16 protein-coding genes are annotated in these 19,229 nt (G+C 35.1%); 4 read left to right on the top strand and 12 right to left on the bottom strand.

Annotated elements, in window-relative coordinates:
• Positions 1-16: 16 nt before the first annotated feature.
• The 3 genes from ACFVR2_RS07375 to ACFVR2_RS07365 all read right to left on the bottom strand — a co-directional run bounded on the left by ACFVR2_RS07375 (position 17) and on the right by ACFVR2_RS07365 (position 3,900).
• Entirely contained in the window at positions 17-2,272 is a 2,256-nt protein-coding gene (locus tag ACFVR2_RS07375; RefSeq protein WP_387360271.1) for a sensor domain-containing protein, read from the bottom strand.
• A 340-nt stretch (positions 2,273-2,612) separates the two neighbouring features.
• Complete coding sequence (locus ACFVR2_RS07370) at positions 2,613-2,843, bottom strand: DUF4304 domain-containing protein (protein ID WP_387360269.1); 231 nt, start codon at positions 2,841-2,843, stop codon at positions 2,613-2,615.
• A gap of 244 nt (positions 2,844-3,087) precedes the next feature.
• Positions 3,088-3,900: a formate/nitrite transporter family protein gene (locus ACFVR2_RS07365; protein WP_387360267.1), complete on the bottom strand. Its 813-nt coding sequence runs from the start codon at positions 3,898-3,900 to the stop codon at positions 3,088-3,090.
• A gap of 356 nt (positions 3,901-4,256) precedes the next feature.
• Here ACFVR2_RS07365 and ACFVR2_RS07360 point away from each other — a divergent pair, with 356 nt between their 5' ends.
• Positions 4,257-4,481 carry a hypothetical protein gene (locus tag ACFVR2_RS07360; protein WP_387360265.1) on the top strand — a complete coding sequence of 75 codons (225 nt, stop codon included), beginning with the start codon at positions 4,257-4,259 and terminating at the stop codon, positions 4,479-4,481.
• A 42-nt stretch (positions 4,482-4,523) separates the two neighbouring features.
• Here ACFVR2_RS07360 and adhE read toward each other — a convergent pair whose 3' ends face one another.
• Positions 4,524-7,124: a bifunctional acetaldehyde-CoA/alcohol dehydrogenase gene (gene adhE / locus ACFVR2_RS07355; protein WP_387360263.1), complete on the bottom strand. Its 2,601-nt coding sequence runs from the start codon at positions 7,122-7,124 to the stop codon at positions 4,524-4,526.
• A 168-nt stretch (positions 7,125-7,292) separates the two neighbouring features.
• Here adhE and pflB point away from each other — a divergent pair, with 168 nt between their 5' ends.
• Both pflB and pflA read left to right on the top strand, forming a co-directional pair.
• On the top strand, positions 7,293-9,518 hold the full coding sequence (pflB, locus tag ACFVR2_RS07350) for a formate C-acetyltransferase (RefSeq protein WP_387360261.1): 2,226 nt from the start codon (positions 7,293-7,295) through the stop codon (positions 9,516-9,518).
• A gap of 19 nt (positions 9,519-9,537) precedes the next feature.
• Positions 9,538-10,296 (top strand): pyruvate formate-lyase-activating protein, encoded by a 759-nt coding sequence (gene pflA / locus ACFVR2_RS07345; RefSeq protein ID WP_387360482.1) that lies wholly within the window; start codon positions 9,538-9,540, stop codon positions 10,294-10,296.
• 245 nt (positions 10,297-10,541) lie between these two features.
• On the opposite strand, the gene ACFVR2_RS07340 is transcribed toward pflA, so the two are convergent.
• The 3 genes from ACFVR2_RS07340 to ACFVR2_RS07330 form a co-directional block, all read right to left on the bottom strand.
• Positions 10,542-10,655 carry a phospho-sugar glycosidase domain-containing protein gene (locus tag ACFVR2_RS07340; protein ID WP_387360480.1) on the bottom strand — a complete coding sequence of 38 codons (114 nt, stop codon included), beginning with the start codon at positions 10,653-10,655 and terminating at the stop codon, positions 10,542-10,544.
• A gap of 485 nt (positions 10,656-11,140) precedes the next feature.
• The gene (locus ACFVR2_RS07335; protein ID WP_387360259.1) at positions 11,141-12,001 is read right to left on the bottom strand and encodes a PIG-L deacetylase family protein; all 861 of its coding nucleotides are present in this window, start codon (positions 11,999-12,001) and stop codon (positions 11,141-11,143) included.
• A gap of 126 nt (positions 12,002-12,127) precedes the next feature.
• A complete protein-coding gene (locus tag ACFVR2_RS07330; RefSeq protein ID WP_387360257.1) occupies positions 12,128-13,207 on the bottom strand; it encodes a glycosyltransferase in 1,080 nt (359 codons plus the stop codon).
• A 268-nt stretch (positions 13,208-13,475) separates the two neighbouring features.
• On the opposite strand from ACFVR2_RS07330, the gene ACFVR2_RS07325 reads away from it, so the two are divergent.
• Complete coding sequence (locus ACFVR2_RS07325; protein ID WP_387360255.1) at positions 13,476-13,682, top strand: hypothetical protein; 207 nt, start codon at positions 13,476-13,478, stop codon at positions 13,680-13,682.
• A 342-nt stretch (positions 13,683-14,024) separates the two neighbouring features.
• Here ACFVR2_RS07325 and ACFVR2_RS07320 read toward each other — a convergent pair whose 3' ends face one another.
• The 5 genes from ACFVR2_RS07320 to pstC form a co-directional block, all read right to left on the bottom strand.
• Positions 14,025-15,185 (bottom strand): murein hydrolase activator EnvC family protein, encoded by a 1,161-nt coding sequence (locus ACFVR2_RS07320; RefSeq protein WP_387360253.1) that lies wholly within the window; start codon positions 15,183-15,185, stop codon positions 14,025-14,027.
• 402 nt (positions 15,186-15,587) lie between these two features.
• Positions 15,588-16,472, bottom strand: coding sequence for a UTP--glucose-1-phosphate uridylyltransferase GalU (galU, locus tag ACFVR2_RS07315; protein WP_387360251.1), 885 nt, complete (start codon positions 16,470-16,472; stop codon positions 15,588-15,590).
• 79 nt (positions 16,473-16,551) lie between these two features.
• Positions 16,552-17,097: a hypothetical protein gene (locus ACFVR2_RS07310; protein WP_387360249.1), complete on the bottom strand. Its 546-nt coding sequence runs from the start codon at positions 17,095-17,097 to the stop codon at positions 16,552-16,554.
• Between the two features lie 262 nt (positions 17,098-17,359).
• Positions 17,360-18,265 (bottom strand): phosphate ABC transporter permease PstA, encoded by a 906-nt coding sequence (pstA, locus tag ACFVR2_RS07305; protein ID WP_387360247.1) that lies wholly within the window; start codon positions 18,263-18,265, stop codon positions 17,360-17,362.
• 14 nt (positions 18,266-18,279) lie between these two features.
• Entirely contained in the window at positions 18,280-19,161 is an 882-nt protein-coding gene (pstC, locus tag ACFVR2_RS07300; protein WP_387360245.1) for a phosphate ABC transporter permease subunit PstC, read from the bottom strand.
• Between the last annotated feature and the right edge of the window lie 68 nt (positions 19,162-19,229).

Here is a 19,229-nt window from a genome sequence, read left to right as displayed (position 1 = left end):
TGCTCTTCCCCTTCGATTATCCGACATCTTTTTTCATGACACTGAACAATTCATCTGCTGGTAATGGTCGACTAAAATAATAGCCTTGTGCGTACTGGCAGTTTTTGCTTTGTAAAAATTGCCCTTGCTCTTTTGTTTCAACCCCTTCAGCGACTATGTCGTAACGAAGTTGATTGCCAAGTTCAATAATCGCGGCAACAATTGCTTCCGCATTGTTATCCTTTTCAATTTCATCCACGAATGATTTATCAATTTTTAGCTTATCAATAGGGAATTGACGCAAATAACTAAACGATGAATAGCCCGTTCCAAAATCATCCATTGACAATCTGACACCTAACGTTTTCAGTTCATTCATGATTCGAATGATTTCATCTGGATCTTGTGTGACACTTTCTGTGATTTCAAGGTCTAGGTAGTGAGGAGCTAAATTTGTTTCGTGCAACACTTGTTGTACGGTATTGGCGAAGTCTTTTTCTTTGAACTGCACACCTGACACGTTGACCGCGATACTCGTTAAACCGATCCCTGCGTCTAACCAATCTTTGAATTGTCGACAGGCTGTTTTAAGCACCCACTCCCCAATGAGTGTGATCAGCCCCGTTTCTTCCGCGATTGGGATAAACTCCATTGGAGAAACAAACCCAATCGTTGGATGGGTCCAACGGATTAAGGCTTCAACGCCTACCATTTTCTGAGTCGTTAAATCAATTTGTGGCTGGTAGTGTAAGGAAAATTCGTTGTTTGTCAGTCCATTCCGAATCCCCATTTCAAGTTCCATTTTTCGGTCATTTGCTGTTTTGATTTCGTTTGAATAGAAGCTATAATGATTCTTTCCATTCGCTTTCACGGTATATAGGGCTGTGTCAGCTTGTTGGATCAATTCTTCGATCGTTTCCCCATCAGTTGGGAAGACACTGATGCCGATACTAATCGTTAAATAGAGGGTGCGCTCGTTTAGTGTGAAAGGTTGTTCGAACGCTTTAGACAGTTTCTTGGCAAACGCTTCTGCTTTTTGTTCATCTGTTTGGGGATGGACCACAACATAGCCGTCACCACCCAGTCGATACAACTGACAACAATCACATACGTGTTCTTTGAGGCGTTCGCTCACTTGTTGGAGAACGACATCACCAAATGTATGCCCAAATGTATCGTTAATTGTCTTGAAGCGATCCAAATCGATAAAGTAAACGGCTAATAATTGGTTTTGTTCCGCATGCTTGATTAATGATGGGTCTAAGTCTTTATATAGCGCGTTTCGATTACCGAATCCTGTTAATGGATCGACATACGCAATTGTTTCGAGTTGTTTGGCTACTTTTTTTCGTTCGGTAACATCACGTAAAATCACTTGGATGACTGATTCGTTGTTGTAAGTCGTTTGAAAGGATAAAATTTCAGCGATGATTTTCTTTCCGTCTAACCGGTTAATGAAGTATTCGCTGAGAACGGTTTCCCCTCCCTGAGTGATTTCGCTTAATCGTTTTTTTGCCTGATCGACTGATTCAGGTGCGATAAACGTCATCACATTCAGACCGATGACTTCATCGATGGATGTTGCGCCTACTTGTTCGACACCTGCTTGGTTCATATAAACGACTTCTCCTTTTTGGTTATAAATCAGCGTCGTTTCCGGAGAGTGTTCGACCAGTTTTTGGTAGCGGTCTTCTGTTTCTTGTTGCTTTTGAACAGCTACCGTTTTTTCGGTAATGTCTTGTGAAATATAAGCGAATTGTTGCAGTTTTCCGTCATCGTTTAGAATCGGTATGCATTTGCTGTTCAGTAGCACGTGGTTTCCATTTTTATGCAAAAACACAACTTCAAAGGACTCTTCTGATGCTTTTTTGTCTCGAAGGGCAAATCGGTTTTTCATCTGATCGTGTTCACTTACTTGTAAAAATTGAAAGATACTTTCACCTTTGTATTCGTCCGGTTTATATCCTAATAATGGTTCGACCGATGGAGAGGCATAGTCGATGATTCCGTTTAGGTAAATCACGACGACGATGTCGGACGAATGTTGAATAAACAGTCGGAAGCGGTCTTCGATTTTTTGTGATGCACGGTTTTTTCGGATCAGATAAACTAGAAAAAAGATGGCACTTAAGGTGTTAAAAATGATTCGTTTCATTACGAAGTATTCTTGGGTGCCACCCAAATAATTTCGGATAATAGGGTCTGTTGAATAAATCCAAATAACGCTAAAACAAAGGTATCCAATCATGAGTGTCCAAATTCGTTTTGTTTGTGTGCTCATTGATTTCGGCATTTTATTCCCTCTTTTCGTTCGTTTCATCATCTATTGCATGAATTGGTATACTAGGATAGCAAATTCATTCTACTCTTTTTGAATGCAAATTGTATCCATCAAATGTTGGAAACGGATGCAAGAACAACCATCCAACTGGAACAAAAAAACATGTCACTCATTGTGACATGCTTCACCATTCAATCCTATGCTCGTTTTCGTTTCGTTGTTTGGAGAACGATTTCTTCGATTTGTTCGGTCAAGCGTGTCGCTCTGATTATGCCCTCACTCAATCTTGAACTGTTCGTGTAATCGAATTGAACGTTTGTATTTACTTCTTTTAACAGGTTGAGAATCTGTTCTAAACTCTAAGCACTCTCTTCAAATAGGTACCAAATAATTCTTTAGTAAAAATCCCTGTCCTTAAAGTAAAAGAAACTACATCATAATCTAACCAGTGATCATAAATTTTTACAACAAATGCAAAGTCATCGTTTTCTTTTGCAAATGTATCACCTTGTTTTTTAAATCCATTTAAAATGAATACCGGTGCGATTATTTCATTAATAATCTTCTTAAAAGTCTTCTCCATTTATTACACCTCCACAATATCTTCAGTTAAATCATTAAACCTAATTAATAAGATTCCTTTAGAAATCTGATAAAAAGAATTCCAAGAAAAAAAACTGAAAAAACTGATATATTCCTCTCTACAAGTACACTATAGTACCCATTCATCCTATTTTACCCTTCTTCCCAATGGGTTTTAATTTTTTTCTATCTTTGCTCGAAATAGACCTGTCTTCTAATTTGCAAAGACAGGTCTTCATAAACAGTTATGAAATTCGTTTTAGATTACTTTTATTACGTACTGGTTGTTTTTCTTCTCGACTTAAATAATAATATGTCATTCCAACGCCAACCGAACCACCTACAATATTACCAAGCGTCACAGGAATCAAGTTGTGCAAAACATCACCAAGTGTAAACGCCATTTCGTGAGGTATGATTGAAAAGATCGCAAATACCGCAATATTTGCAATGCTGTGCTCATAACCTGAAAAGAAGAAAGCAAATACTAGTAAATAAATAAGAAGCAATTTCGCTAAGTCATCTTTAAATCGCATTGGAATGAAGCACGCAAGGCAGACAAGCCAGTTACAAAGCACTCCTTTAAAAAATAAATGGAAGTATGAAACATGCGTTTTGTGGTCAATCACTGCATTTAAAAAATTATCTTTCGGAAAAGCATTTGCTAAACCAGTTGAATAAAATAAAAGTGCGAAAAGTAATGCACCAAGTACATTCCCTGAATAACATGCAATCCAGTTTTTTAATAGGTCAAACTTAGTTGTTTTCTTGTCCAATGTAGAAAACGTTAAATACATTGTATTACTAGTAAACAGCTCTGCGCCCCCATAGATAATCATGATGAGTGCTGTAGCGAAAACGAATGGATAGGCGATTGATACAAACGGAGAATCTTGTAACCTAAACACTTCTGCTAACTTTATACATACTATAAATACAAAGCCCATATAAACAGAAGCTAACGCTGCTCTAATTAAGTATTTTATAGGACTAGTATCAAGCGTTTTTTTCTTCTTAAGAGCTAGTTCTATACAATAGGAAACACTATCTTTTTCCATTTTCCACACTCCCCTTATAGCTATTTTGCTCTATCTAAGAGCACATTATAATCATACGAATGATAAAAAGGTTGTAAAAGTGTGAACAAAGAATGAATTAATAATCCAATTCACACAGGACATAATAGAAATATCTTTCTAAGGAGGATTTTTTATTTTATGACCTGGACCTAGTTGTCATGTAATTACATACGCATTCATCATTAGCTGCTAAGCTAAGTAACAGCAAAAAGAAATTTAACAAACAATAGAAAAATGTGAATCCAAACATAAGAGTCATGAACTGCAGGGGTAATTCCTCTCCTGCTTTTCTTTTTGAACGACAAAAATAATAATAAGAGTATGGAGTGTGAATCATGATTAAGTGCGAATGGGTTGAATTTATCTATCGGAATGATCCTTTAACCGAAGAGGAATTTGAAGAAATGATGGGCGAAACATTTCAAGCTATGATGATAGATGAAAATGATTTCCCTCAATTTATATGGACAGCAAATCATGTCGTCATTGTTACTAAAAGAGTTAAACATATAGAAGAAGTAGAGTTCAAAAAAATCCCTAGAAATCCAGGTTGTGAATAAAAAAAGCAGATGGCTTAATAACCATCTGCTTATTCATTTTACTTAAAATCCTCGATATGCATTTAAATAGACTTCTTCAAGCTCTTTGACAAGCGGTAAACGTGGATTTGCTGTTGTACATTGGTCCTCAAAAGCTTTGTCCGCTAAATAGGAAACCTTCTCTAAGAACTCATTTTCATCAATGCCTTGACCTCGAATACTCATTTCAATCCCTAATTCTTTTCCTAATTTTACGATTGCCTTAATTAAGTTATCAACGCCTTCTTCCGTAGTTGATGCTGGTAGCCCTAGCATACGAGCAATCTCAGCATAACGTTGGTCAGCGATGAAAAACTTATATTTAGGGAACGACACAAACTTAGTCGGTTTTTGTGAATTATAACGGATGACATGTGGCATTAAAATGGTATTCGCGCGTCCATGTGGAATATGGAATTCCGCTCCAATTTTGTGAGCCAAACTATGATTGATTCCGAGGAATGCATTGGCAAATGCCATCCCTGCAATCGCTGAAGCGTTATGCATTTTTTCACGTGCTTCTAGGTCACTGCCATCATGGTATGCTCTTGGTAAATAAGTAAATACCATTTTGATTGCTTGCATGGCAAGACCATCCGTATAATCATTCGCTAATACACTGACATACGCTTCAATTGCATGGGTTAATACGTCCATACCAGTATCTGCCGTAATCGATTTTGGTATCGTTGCAACGAATTGTGGATCAATTATCGCAACATCTGGTGTTAACTCATAATCAGCTAGTGGGTATTTAACATTTTTCGCTTTATCGGTGATAACCGTAAATGGCGTTACTTCTGAACCAGTTCCTGAAGTAGTCGGGATTGCAACAAATTTCGCTTTTCGCCCCAAATGCGGATACTTGTAAGCACGCTTGCGAATATCTAAGAACTTCAATTTTGGTCCTTCTAAATCAGTCTCTGGGTACTCATAGAACAGCCACATACCTTTTGCTGCATCCATTGCAGAACCGCCACCAAAGGCAATAATTGTATCTGGTTCAAATGAACGCATACGTTCTGCGCCTCGATAGACGGTTAAGTCTGATGGATCCGGCTCAACATCAGAGAAGATTTCAATTTGAATTTTCTCTTCTTGTTTTTCTAAATGGTATTTGATGACATCAACATAGCCAAGCTTCACCATTGCTGCGTCTGTCACGATGAAGGCTTTCTTAATGCCTTGCATCACTTCTAAGTATTGAGTTGAATACTTTTCAAAGTAAATTTTAGGCGGTAGTTTGAACCATTGCATATTCGTATTTCTTCTCCCTAGTTTTTTGAAATTTAGCAAGTGAGTAGATGTTACGTTTGCAGAAACTGAGTTCTTGCCATACGAACCACAACCTAGTGTTAGTGATGGAATAAACGCATTGTAAATATCTCCAATTCCACCATGAGTAGAAGGCGAATTGAAAATAATACGATATGCTCTCATTTTTAATCCAAATTCCTTTTGGATTTCCTCACAACCTGTATGGATGACTGCAGAATGACCTAAACCGCCGAAATGTAAGATTTCGTCACACGTTTTAATACCTTCGTCTTTGCCTTTTACTTTAATGGCTGCAAGCACTGGACTTAATTTTTCACGCGTTAACGGTTCACCAACTCGTTCACATTCAACAATCAATATTTTTGTATCTTGTGGAACATCGACACCAGCTTTTGTTGCTATTTCATAAGGTGACTTACCAACAATGTCTGCATTAACCGCACATGTATTTTCGTTGATTACAAGACCTTCTAATTTCTTTTTCTCTTCTGGGCTTGCAAAATAACATTTATTATCAAGAAGCTCCTGTTTTACTTGGTCATAGATCGCTTCATCAACAACAATGGTTTGCTCAGATGCACAAATCATTCCATTATCAAATGTTTTCGAAAGCATTAAATCATTACACGCTTGTTTAATATTTGCTGACTTTTCAATATAACAAGGAACGTTACCAGGACCAACACCTAACGCTGGTTTTCCTGTACTGTATGCTGACTTCACCATGCCTGAACCACCAGTTGCTAAGACAAGTGAGACACCTTCATGGTTCATCAACTGCTTCGTCGCTTCAATTGAAGGGACTTTGATCCATTGAATACAGTCTTCTGGTGCACCTGCAGCAACTGCAGCTTCTAAAAGGATGCGAGCAGCTTCTAAACTACAGTTTTGAGCAGATGGATGAAACGCAAAAATAATTGGATTTCTAGTTTTAATCGAGATAATGGATTTAAACATCGTTGTTGATGTTGGATTCGTTGTTGGCGTTACACCTGCGATTACCCCAACTGGTTCTGCAATCTCAATGATCCCTGCTTGTTTATCTTCTCGAACGACACCAACGGTTTTGTTATCCTTGATGCTATTCCAAATATATTCAGTTGCAAAAATATTTTTAATAATTTTATCTTCATACACACCTCGGCCAGTTTCTTCAACCGCCATTTTTGCTAATCGCATATGATTATCTAATCCTGCTAATACCATCGCATGACAAATTTTATCAACTTGCTCTTGTGTGTAACTTTCGAATTTAGCTAAAGCTTGTCGGCCCTTTCCAACCATTTCATTGATTGTTTGAGTAACTTCTGATGTATCTGCCGTTACTTGTTTCTTATCAACTGCCATGATGTACCTCCTCAAAAATCACTTAATTTAACCCCTTTTTCGCACGGGCACTTTTATTATGTGAAGATAAAAAGGTTTCATTATTGAGAAATATTGTTATTACATCTTTACAGAAAAATGAGCAAACTATCAAAGGTAGTTTGAATTTAATACATAAGAGGTGGGTTTATGGAACAATGGCAAGGCTTCAAAGAAGGTTCATGGACAAGAAAAGTCAATGTACGCGAATTTATTCATTTAAATTACGTTGAATACAAAGGAAATGACGAATTTTTATCAGCACCTACAGAAGCGACGAAGTCATTATGGACACAAGTAATGGAACTAACAAAGCAGGAAAGAGAACGAGGCGGAATGTACGATATGGATACAAAAACGGTATCCACGATCACATCACATGGAGCTGGTTATTTAAACAAGGAACTTGAAAAAGTGGTTGGTGTTCAAACTGACGAACCATTTAAACGTTCGATGCAACCATTTGGTGGAATACGTATGGCAAAAGCCGCTTGTGAAGCTTATGGTTATGAACTCGATGCCGAAACAGAACATTTCTTTACAGATTATCGTAAAACACATAACCAAGGGGTGTTCGATGCTTATACAAAAGAAATGATTCTTGCTCGAAAAACGGGTATTATTACAGGACTTCCTGATGCCTATGGTCGTGGACGAATTATTGGAGACTATCGACGTGTCGCTTTATATGGGATTGATTTTTTAATGGCAGAAAAGCTAAAAGAATTTCACAATACAAGTAATGTCATGTCAGAAGATTTGATTCGATTACGCGAAGAAATGTCTGAACAATACCGTGCATTAAAAGAACTAAAAGAACTTGGTACGATTTATGGTTTTGATTTATCACGACCTGCAGCGAATACACTTGAAGCATTTCAATGGGTGTATTTAGCATATCTTGCAGCGATTAAAGAGCAAAACGGAGCGGCTATGAGCATAGGACGTATCTCTACATTCTTAGATATTTATGTTGAGCGTGATTTACAGAATGGGACTATTACAGAGGAAGAGGTTCAAGAGATCGTTGACCATTTTGTCATGAAACTTCGTATTGTAAAGTTTGCCCGAACACCTGACTACAACGAATTGTTTAGTGGTGATCCAACCTGGGTAACTGAATCAATTGGCGGTATGTCAAGTGATGGACGTTCACTTGTCACAAAATCATCTTTCCGTTTCTTGCATACCCTAGAAAATTTAGGTCCAGCTCCAGAACCAAACTTAACGGTTCTATGGTCACCGCAACTACCGGAAAACTTTAAACGATTCTGTTCAAAAACATCGATTAATACGAGTTCAATTCAATATGAAAACGATGATATTATGCGTCCTGAATATGGCGATGATTACGGTATCGCTTGTTGCGTTTCAGCAATGGAAATTGGAAAACAAATGCAATTCTTTGGTGCTCGTGCAAATCTTGCAAAAGCACTTCTGTACGCAATCAATGGGTGTGTCGATGAAAAGCTAAAGATACAGGCTGGACCACAATTCCAATCGATCACCTCAGAACTTTTAAATTATGATGAGGTCATGGAAAAATTCAACAACGTAATGGACTGGCTTGCAGGCCTTTACATTAATACACTAAATATCATTCATTTTATGCACGACAAGTACAGTTATGAACGCATTGAGATGGCATTACACGATACCAAAATTCTACGTACAATGGCCACTGGTATCGCAGGTTTAAGCGTAGTAGCTGACTCATTAAGTGCAATTAAGTATGGACAAGTAAAAGTTATCCGTGATGAGAATGGTCTAGCAGTTGATTTCGAAACAATTGGTGACTATCCGAAATATGGTAACAATGATGATCGAGTAGATAGTATCGCCGTCGAACTTGTGGAAACATTTATGCAGAAATTACGTAAACATCCAACCTATCGTAATTCACTTCATACGTTATCTGTTCTCACGATTACGTCAAATGTTGTTTATGGAAAGAAAACAGGTAATACACCAGATACTCGTCGAGCTGGTGAACCATTTGCTCCTGGTGCGAATCCAATGCATGGTCGAGATGTAAAAGGGACACTCGCTTCACTTGCATCTGTAGCGAAACTTCCATATGCCGACGCAATGGATGGGATTTCAAATACATTCTCAATTGTTCCAAAAGCGCTAGGAAAAGAACAGGAAGACCAAATTGGCAACCTTGTATCCATTTTAGATGGCTATGCAATCAAGTCTGGTCACCATTTAAATGTTAACGTATTAAATCGAGAAACATTAATGAAGGCAATGGAACATCCTGAAGAATATCCACAGTTAACGATTCGTGTATCAGGCTACGCAGTTAACTTTATTAAATTAACAAAAGAACAGCAGCTAGATGTCATTAATCGTACATTCCACGAATCACTATAAATTCCGGAGGTGTTAAATGGTGGATGGAAATATTCATTCGATTGAATCATTAGGTACTGTAGATGGACCGGGGATACGTTATGTAGTTTTTACGCAAGGGTGTCTTTTAAGATGTCAGTTTTGTCATAACGCAGATACGTGGGAAATCGGTACGGGTAAGAAAATGTCCGTATCTGAAATCATAAATGAGTTGGAAAGTTATCTACCATTTATCCAACCTTCAGGCGGGGGTATAACAGTAAGTGGTGGTGAGCCTTTATTACAAATGCCATTTCTGATTGAATTATTTAAGGAGTGTAAGAAAAAAGGGATTCATACGACAATTGATTCTTCCGGTGGTTCTTTTAATGCAGAATCAGAAACGTATATGAAAAATCTAGACGAACTATTAGGTTATACGGATCTTATCTTATTGGACTTAAAGCACATTAACCGCAAAAAGCATATTAAATTAACAGGAATGCCAAATGATCACATTATCGACTTTGCTCAACTTTTATCTGAGCGGGATATACCAGTTTGGATAAGACATGTTCTGATTCCTACAATAACAGATAATGACGAAGATTTAATAAAGCTTGGGGAGTTTATTGGTACGCTAAAAAATGTAGAGCGAGTTGAAATCCTTCCGTATCATAAACTTGGGGTTTATAAATGGAAAGCACTTGGGCTTGAATATCCATTAGAAGGCATTGAGACACCATCTGATGATAGAGTTGAGTCTGCATTAAAAAATATAACTGCACATTATAAAAAACGAAAAGTGACTGTCATCTAAAAAATTAAACGTGACTAAGATGTGATTTGTGAGCATTTTAGTTACGTTTATGTAGAGATTATTTTTTCTTAATTAACTCCCCTCCCCATTTACTAAGTTTGTTTCCTAAGAACAATTGAAAACGTAAAATCATTGAAACAGGAGTTGATCAGTCGATCAACTCCTGTTTACTACCCAATATGATATTGAATTTGTTTCATCTCTTATTGAATCAATTCAAATACCTTCCATGGTTCAATGTAATCTTAGAGTTTTACCTCATTTTCCGGTATCCGACCAACAATATTTTTACGCCCGTCATTTGGCATGTATTTTAAAATAAGATGTAGCTCGCATTTATAACGACCGTATACAAATATTGGTTATTTAAATAGTGACCCCGTTTAAAACCGAACAATTATACAAATATTATTTACTTACGTTTTTCTAAATTTTTATTTTATTTAAGCTATTCACCTTATTAGGACACAAATTTGATTACCTGAAAATATTAAATGTTAAAAATAAGAATACTTTAAAGGTAACTTAGACACAAATATATACGACACGAATTTAATTACTACCAAGTTTTAAAAAAATAGCAAGTAAACTACTTGCTATTTTTACATATTCCCCTTTCTACACCACAATTTAGGCTTTTGAATTCTTTTATTAAAACTGATGTACATTACTTGATTATTTTTTAAATTACTAAAGTCTACATATATTTGATTTAATAGATCATTTACAATTGATGAAATATAACTCTCAAATCATGAAAAAAGCTCCCGAAATCAACTTTGGGAGCTTTACTAAACAACAAAAATTTTTCACGTCAACTTTACAAACAACACAACCCAAAGGTTTAATTCTCTTCAGCTAAATAAAAATACTCCCGATCTAGCACCTTAAAATAAATCCAATAAGGAATCTGCCGATGCCCTGGAAGCAAAGCATCTACAGCCTGCTGCTGCGTTTTGTATCCTCTTGCTAACTCATCTATCCGCTTACCATAGTCTTTAACAATCACAGCATTAGTTGGTGTCGGTGGACTTTGATTCTCCCTAAGCGGATATTTTTCCCGAAGTTTCTTTCCAAACTTCGAAAGACCATCCCAGACTTTCGGGGGCAGTGTCACCATGTATAATCTTTTAGCAGAAAAAGACGAATCGTCCTTATGCTCACGAAACACTTCTCGAACCATTTTTGCCGCAAAAATATGATCTGGGTGCCCATAATACCCCACAACATCATCGTAAGTGAGAATCGTCGTAGGTTTATATTTTTTTATTTGTTGATAAATGTAGTTTTTCAACTCGATTGGATTGACTTCAGAAAGCTTGGAATCTGGGAAAGTTGCTTGAACAGGTGTTACGCCTAGCGTTTTTGCTGCAAGCTCTCCTTCTTTCTCGCGTGCTTTTCCAAGCTCATCTTTCGAGACTACACCGCCTGTTTTTCCCGCTTCTCCTTCCGTCAAAACAACCATCGTTACCTTGGCGTTTTCTTCGTGAATCTCACGAAAAACTTCTCCAGAAACGGTAATCTCGTCATCTGGATGCGGAAAGATAAGCATCATTCGTTTTGGTGAATCTTTCGGAATCAGAGAATTTGTCACAACTGCTTTTTTATCTAAAATTAGGTTATGTACGAACCCGAGTCCGACAGTCAGTATTATTAAAATAGTGAACAACACAATCAAAATCCGTCCAATGAATTTATTTACCATATAACTGTTACCTTTCTTTCGACTTTGAAAAATTAATTCAGCGTACTTTTCCAAAGAAATAAGCGAATCGTCTAGCTTGATTCGCCTAATTCATAAAAAATTCTAATCATAGTATTCTGAATAATTTTACGATTCGCTAACTTTTTGACGTTTCTTTGTTTTTTCAAATACCCACTCGTTTTGAATTTTGAAACTACTGAAAGAAAGCAATAAGTCCACAACAATTTTTAATATACTCGCTCCGCCGTGGAAGGCATCTTGTAGGAAAGTAACACCATACGCTGAAACGATCATTTGAATCCCTGATAAAATATAGTAGCGTACGACAGACCTTGCAGAAGAATGTTTAAAAACGGTTTTTGCATTTAATATGTAATTAACGATTGATGAAATGACCCGTGAGATAATGCCAGCCCATAACACAGCCGCGCTTGTACCAATCCTATGTTCTAATAAAAAAATAAATAGCACAAATAACCCATAGTCAACGACAAAGGAAATAAGAGATGATGATAAAAACTTAAAGAATACAAAATAAATTTTGATAGAATCCACAAGAGGATTAAAGTGTGAACTGCTGTTTTTATCTAAATAGATTGTTTCAATCTGTGTCTCCTTGATGTCAATCCCCTGCTGTTTACAGCCCAGGAGCATATTCAACTCATATTCAAACCGAGCACCAGACAAATTAAGTAAAAATTTCATATATGAAACGGGAATTCCACGTAAGCCCGTTTGTGTATCCGTAATAGACAAACCTGTTAAATATTTAAAAATTGAGCGAGTTAGTGTGTTTCCAAATCGACTACGGAACGGTATGTTTTCTTCAGAAAAATTTCGCACTCCTAAGATTAAATTATCTGGCGATGCCATCAAAGCTCTTGCCACTTGATCTATATCCTTCGGTGTATGCTGTCCGTCACAGTCTGCTGTCACAAGACCAGCCGAATTCGAGAAATTTTTTAAAAAATATGAAATCCCTGTCTTAAGCGCCATCCCTTTTCCTAGGTTGTGCGGGTGCTCAAGAACGGTACATCGTTCTACTTGACGTAAATTCTGAAAAATTCCATTGTACTGGGCATCACTACCATCGTTAACGACTATAATATGAGGATTAAATTTAGACTTCAATTCCTTAACCAAATAGATCAATCGATCATCTGGACTAAGAGCTGGTATTAAAATAACGGGAAAGTGATACTGCATTGAATCGCGTCCTCTCAATCATTTCCATTAGCAATTCTAGTATCTCACACATTTATACTGAATTGAACATTAATTTTATATTTTAAATAAGTTTATCCAATCGCAAAACATATAATTAAAAATTTAATGGGTATAAATAAATCGAGTAGATATTTGTGGCACATGAAAGTTTTGGAGTCTTGATCAGTATCTCTTTATTAAAAGCAATTTTGCTTGCTACTCAACTTGTCATTTATCCAATATTCTTTGCTGATGCGATCGAGTATGATTGCTTCAAAATGCTACACGTTTTGAAGCAGCTACAAGTTGGCACATGGTTAAGCAATCTGCTAACACACTTAATGCACTGTGGGCAACCTTTAATCTCGTTGGAACAGTTGGAAGTTTACTTGCGTTAGTAATTTTCATCAAGTTTTATGATCTTACAGAAGAAAAAGTTAAAGAAATGTCTCTTTCAAATCAGACTCTAAACTGAGAATAATTGATATTTTTTAAATTACTTTAATTCAATTGACAATATCATTAGAGAAAAAGGCATTGCTAAAGAGCAATACCTCGCAAATCAAATACAAAAATATGTTACCACCCCTTGATATATCAACGTTATTAGATAATTAAGAGTAAACAGATTTGTGTGGGTGGACATTTATGAGATAAACATCACTCAAATATCTTTCCAAAATCAAAAAACAGCCTAGCTAAAAATAGGCTGTTTTTTGATTGTTGAAATATTGATGAATCACTACATAAAAATACGGACAGTTTGTGATCTTGGCTTGATAATAGATAAATCTGGATCGAATAGTGTTATAAAAGCTTAAAAGTTAATATACTTTGCTGGATTAACTGCGTTTGATTTTGCTTCATTCCATTGTCCATCATGCAATTCAAAGTGAAGATGCTTACCAAAAGAATGTCCCGTATTTCCCATCGTTCCAATTTTTTGTCCTTTTGAAACAGTTTGACCTGCTGAGACTTGATAATTTTGCATATGAGCATAAACTGATGTAAATACTTTTCCATTAATATTATGTGTAATAAAGACAACATTACCGTAACTAGATGAATGGTAAGCTCGTATTACAACACCATTAGCTATAGAGACAATCGGTGTATTTCCTTTTTTAACAATATCTACGCCAAAATGCGTTTCATGATCAAATGATCGATATCCAAAACCTGAAGATAAATCCCCTTCCGCTGGTCGAGTAAAATTACCACCTGAAATACTTGAAGCCACTTTTATTGCTTTTTCCTGTTCTTTTAATAGTTCTTCCTGTTCTTCTAAACTCAAAATATCCTGTTCCTTTGCAGAAACATCATCCTTAAGTTTGCTTAGAATAGCATTCATTTGAGTTTCTTGATTAACAAGTGAACGTTCTAAATTTTGAAGATCTTTTTTATCATTTTCCAACTTATATTGAGTTAACATTATGTCTTTCTTTTTAAATTCAACTTTTTCAATATCGTTCTGTTGTTCCTTAACTTTGTCTTGATCAACATTCATAAATTTACCAATTGCGTTCATTCGTTGAACTAAATCACCAATACTTTTTGCATCAAAAATAACGTCTAAATATGAGTTATTTCCACCAGATTTTTGTATTGTAACTAAACGATTATTTATGATTACTTGACGTTGATCTAAACGTTTTTGAAATTCTTTTATTTCAGCTTGTAATTTTTCTATTTCTTTTTTGCCATTTATTAATTCTGCCTCTTTTTGGCTCTTCTTTATTTTTGAATTCTCAATTGATGTATTTATTGTATCTAAAGAGTTTAATAACAATTTTTTCTGATCTTTTAATTGATCCATCTCATTTTTTGCTTTTTGTGCTTCTTCTTGAACTTTTACTCGTTTATCTTGAATACTCTTAATCTTTGAATTTCCTATATTCTCTGCAAGTACACCATTTGGAAGTATAGTAAATGATAAACTAGCAGCTACTAATATTAGTTTATTAATAATTCGTTTCATCGTTTTCTCCCTAAGCTTGACATATACTTATATATGTTAACTTAGAAATGTAACAATTTTATGCAAATTAGACTACACTCTTTTTACAAGTTTTTTACAAGCTCTTTGCAACACTATAAAAAATATTCAGTAAACCAAAAGAAAAAAGGGTCTGACTTTTCACGCTTGTTAAGGTGTCATAAAATTTGGCATGATGAGAAATCTAATTTGTAAATGTAATATCATTTCTTTTAATGCAGGAACTAGATGTTTATTTCTCTTCCGACCAAGACTATTCATAATCATTTAACAAAAAAAAGGATCTTCTTTAAGGAAGATCCTCCATTATTATTCTGGCACATTCACAGTAAATGGAACGATTAATATCTTACCATTGAGTACTTCCAGATTTATTGATTAATATTACAGCGTTATATTTTCTCTTATTAAAATTTGATGTAAATGATTAAGTAAAGGGATCTTTAGATCACTATTCTTTAAAGCATACTCAATATTTGTCACTAAGAATCCTAGTTTTTCCCCTACATCAAATCTTTTCCCCTCAAAGTTTAACGCAAATACACTCTGAAACTTATTTAATTCCCTTATGCTATCTGTTAATTGTATTTCACCATTAATTTCGCATTTTTGTTTTTCTAAAATAGGAAAAATTTCAGGGGTTAAAATATATCGACCCATTATTGCTAGATTAGAAGGTGATTTTCCCTTAAACGGCTTTTCCACTAAATCTTCCACTTCGTAAATTTGTCCAATTTTATTTAAGGGGCTGATAATTCCATATCTGGATGTATCTTCAAATGGCACTTGTTGGACACCAACTATAGATGAACCTTTTTTTTCATATACATTTATTAGTTGCTTAATACAAGGTACCTCGGCATCTACTAGATCGTCACCAAGTAAAACAGCAAACGGTTCATCTCCAATGAATTTTCTGGCACACCAGATCGCATGACCCAACCCTTTTGCCTCCTTTTGTCGTATATAATGAATATTAACCATTTCTGAAACATTTTGAACAAGTTGAAGAAGTTCGAACTTCCCCTTATTATTAAGTTCTTGTTCTAATTCAACAGCGTAGTCAAAATGATCTTCAATTGCCCTCTTCCCTTTTCCTGTAACTACAATAATATCCTCTATTCCTGATTCAATAGCTTCCTCTACAATGTACTGAATAGTTGGTTTGTCTACGATTGGAAGCATTTCCTTTGGCATAGCTTTTGTAGCCGGCAAAAAACGGGTACCTAATCCTGCAGCAGGAATTATAGCCTTTTTCACTGGTTTCATGGCTATCATCACCTTTCTTCTCATACAAATTAAATTCCAAAAATTTATTATTTTCTTCAGATTGTTCACTAAATACTTTTTATTTTACTTTAGTTAAATTTTCCTCAATTAAATAGCACAATTCATCTTTAATATATAAGTCAAAAGAATTTAGTTGTTCTCCCTTTTTAAGTTTATTTAAAAGTGAACTGACAAAAATGTGATTTCCCTTATCTTTTATTTCATTTTCCAGTATGGATCGTAAAATATTTATGAGTAAAGAAGGCTTTCTTTTTAACTCGTTGTCTAATGGAATACTCTCATCTATATGAGTTTGAAGTTTTGTTTTTCCATAAGATATTGTCGACAAATTTTCAGCTCCTTCTAATTCCTTGACATTACTTACTAGGTGTATGCTCGATCTCCCTGTGTGAATTTCAAATTCTCCATTGATATGTTTATTGTTATTTAAAATGATATTTACACGTTCCTTATTATAATTTAATGTATTTATATAGTTTAATACTGTAAGATGAACAAACAGTTCAAGTTCAAGTTTTAAATTATTACCAAAATTAAAGAATGTAAATGATCCATTTTGAAATGGAATTTCTGAACCATCAATATAAACTTTATGAATATTCACATTTATCCCTCCAAAAAATATTTTTTTGCAATTTGCTGTATCATTCTGGTACTTCAAACCTTACACCTATAAACTAAAATTCCACTTAAAGTTACATTAAAAATCAATGAAAATTCGAATTATATACTACATAAGAGTTTTAAAAAGCCCCCGATTTCAACTTATCAGGGGCCAAAATAGTTATTTAATTTATGTAACTCGACAACTTTAATTGATTTCGTTTTTATGAAATCCTGTTGTCTATACACAATATTCATCTAATTCACGTAATTACCTTTACTTTTTTTTTAGTACCTGTGTATCTTCTATGAATAAAAGTTGCAATTAATCGAGCGAATAGATTAAATAATAGGACCATAACGATCAAAACTGCAGCCGACTTTGCTGCAATTTCTTGAGCATCTGGGACAATACCTTCAGAATTCAGTTTCCAAATATGAACTGCTAATGTTTCTGCAGGACGAAAAATATTTAATGGATTCATTGGGCTATTAATTGGAGCAACCGAATTTAAAACTGGTGTTGTTAACCCAGCAGTATAGATTAGAGCTGCGGCTTCTCCAAATATTCTGCCCGCTGATAGTATAATCCCTGTGATGAGTTGTGGAATAGCTGTAGGAATGCTAATTTTAACGATTGTTTGCCATTTTGTAGCCCCTAAACCAAAACTACCTTCTTTAATATTTTTCGGAACATCTAGTAATGCGGTTTCTGATACACGTGTAAGACTTGGGAGATTTAATATTGTAATCGCGAGCGAACCTCCAAATAAAGAATAGCCCCAACCAGTCATAGTAACAAATACAAGTAATCCGAATAATCCAACTACAATTGATGGTAAAGAAGCTAAAGTTTCAATACAAAGTCTTACAAAACCTAGAATTTTACCTGGCTTTGCATATTCTGCCAAATAAATTCCTGATCCTAATCCTAGAGGTATAGAAATCGCCAATGTTAATACTAAAATATAAAATGAATTAAATAATTGAGGACCAATTCCACCCCCAGCTTGAGTATTACTAGGTTTTCCAAATAAAAAGTTTGGATCCCAAAATCCCCATCCTTTTGAAATAATTTTCCATAGTAGATAAATAAGTAGTAAAACAACTAGAAATGAAACGACATAGAGAATGATTGTCCATAATTTATCAATACTTCGGGCATTCATGATACTTGTCCCCCCTATCTTTTACCTATTAATCGTATAACTAAAATAAAGAAAAATGAAATGAGTAGTAAAATCATTGCTAATGACCATAATGCATTGTTCCATGGGGTTCCATTCATCGTATTAGCCATATCCATTGTTAATATACCAGTTAATGTGACTGTGGGATCAAAAATGCTCTTAGGAAATTGAAGTGTGTTACCAATAACCATCTGAACTGCTAAAGCTTCACCAAAAGCTCTAGCTAAACCAAGTACTACACCAGTCAATATATTAATGGTCGCAGCCGGAACAATTGCTTTACTAATTGCTTGCCATTGAGTAGAACCTAATCCGTAAGAAGCCTCTAAATAATCTTTTGGAACTGCTCTGATGGCATCTGATGCTATACTTGCAATTGTTGGAAGTATCATGATACTCAATACTATTATTCCTGCAATTAAACTAAAACCAACTCCACCAATATGATTGCGAATAATCGGAACCAGAATTGTTACACCTAGAAAACCATAAACAACTGAAGGAATACCTACAAGTATTTCTAATACAGGTTTTAGTATTTTATCTCCAAAGATAGGTGAAATATAATTCATAAAAATAGCTAATGCAATTGCAATTGGAGCTGCAATAATCACTGCCCCAATTGATACAACGATTGAACCAGTAATAAATTTTAGTGCACCGTAACTCGGATTTTGTGCGTCATTGGGGCTCCAATCAGGAGAAAATATCATTTCAAATAATGAAATATTACTCTGAGTAAATGATTGAATTCCTTTACTAACAATAAAAATTATTATTAAAATCGTGGTAAGAACCATTAAAATACCGCAGAAGGTTACCAATGTTCTTCCTAAGTATTCACTTGCAAAGTAATTTTTTTTTCTTATTTTCATAAATAACTCCTAATAAAAATTTAGTGCTAATTAAGGGTGCCTAATCAAACTTAATTTGAAATAGAACA

Origin of the sequence: Gottfriedia sp. NPDC057991 (assembly GCF_042886615.1) — a bacterium.
GTDB lineage: Bacteria > Bacillota > Bacilli > Bacillales > Bacillaceae_G > Gottfriedia.
Note: the sequence above shows the minus strand (reverse complement) of the source record. Positions and strands in the feature narration are given on the sequence as shown.

What these genes read in the sequence shown, in the direction of transcription:
- ACFVR2_RS07365 (WP_387360267.1), bottom strand. Translation starts at nt 3,900, where the DNA reads ATGGAAAAAGATAGTGTTTCCTATTGTATAGAACTAGCTCTTAAGAAG.
- ACFVR2_RS07320 (WP_387360253.1), bottom strand. Translation starts at nt 15,185, where the DNA reads ATGAAACGAATTATTAATAAACTAATATTAGTAGCTGCTAGTTTATCA.
- ACFVR2_RS07335 (WP_387360259.1), bottom strand. Translation starts at nt 12,001, where the DNA reads ATGGTAAATAAATTCATTGGACGGATTTTGATTGTGTTGTTCACTATT.
- pstC (WP_387360245.1), bottom strand. Translation starts at nt 19,161, where the DNA reads ATGAAAATAAGAAAAAAAAATTACTTTGCAAGTGAATACTTAGGAAGA.
- pflB (WP_387360261.1), top strand. Translation starts at nt 7,293, where the DNA reads ATGGAACAATGGCAAGGCTTCAAAGAAGGTTCATGGACAAGAAAAGTC.
- adhE (WP_387360263.1), bottom strand. Translation starts at nt 7,124, where the DNA reads ATGGCAGTTGATAAGAAACAAGTAACGGCAGATACATCAGAAGTTACT.
- ACFVR2_RS07375 (WP_387360271.1), bottom strand. Translation starts at nt 2,272, where the DNA reads ATGCCGAAATCAATGAGCACACAAACAAAACGAATTTGGACACTCATG.
- galU (WP_387360251.1), bottom strand. Translation starts at nt 16,472, where the DNA reads ATGAAACCAGTGAAAAAGGCTATAATTCCTGCTGCAGGATTAGGTACC.
- ACFVR2_RS07360 (WP_387360265.1), top strand. Translation starts at nt 4,257, where the DNA reads ATGATTAAGTGCGAATGGGTTGAATTTATCTATCGGAATGATCCTTTA.
- ACFVR2_RS07370 (WP_387360269.1), bottom strand. Translation starts at nt 2,843, where the DNA reads ATGGAGAAGACTTTTAAGAAGATTATTAATGAAATAATCGCACCGGTA.
- ACFVR2_RS07330 (WP_387360257.1), bottom strand. Translation starts at nt 13,207, where the DNA reads ATGCAGTATCACTTTCCCGTTATTTTAATACCAGCTCTTAGTCCAGAT.
- pstA (WP_387360247.1), bottom strand. Translation starts at nt 18,265, where the DNA reads ATGAATGCCCGAAGTATTGATAAATTATGGACAATCATTCTCTATGTC.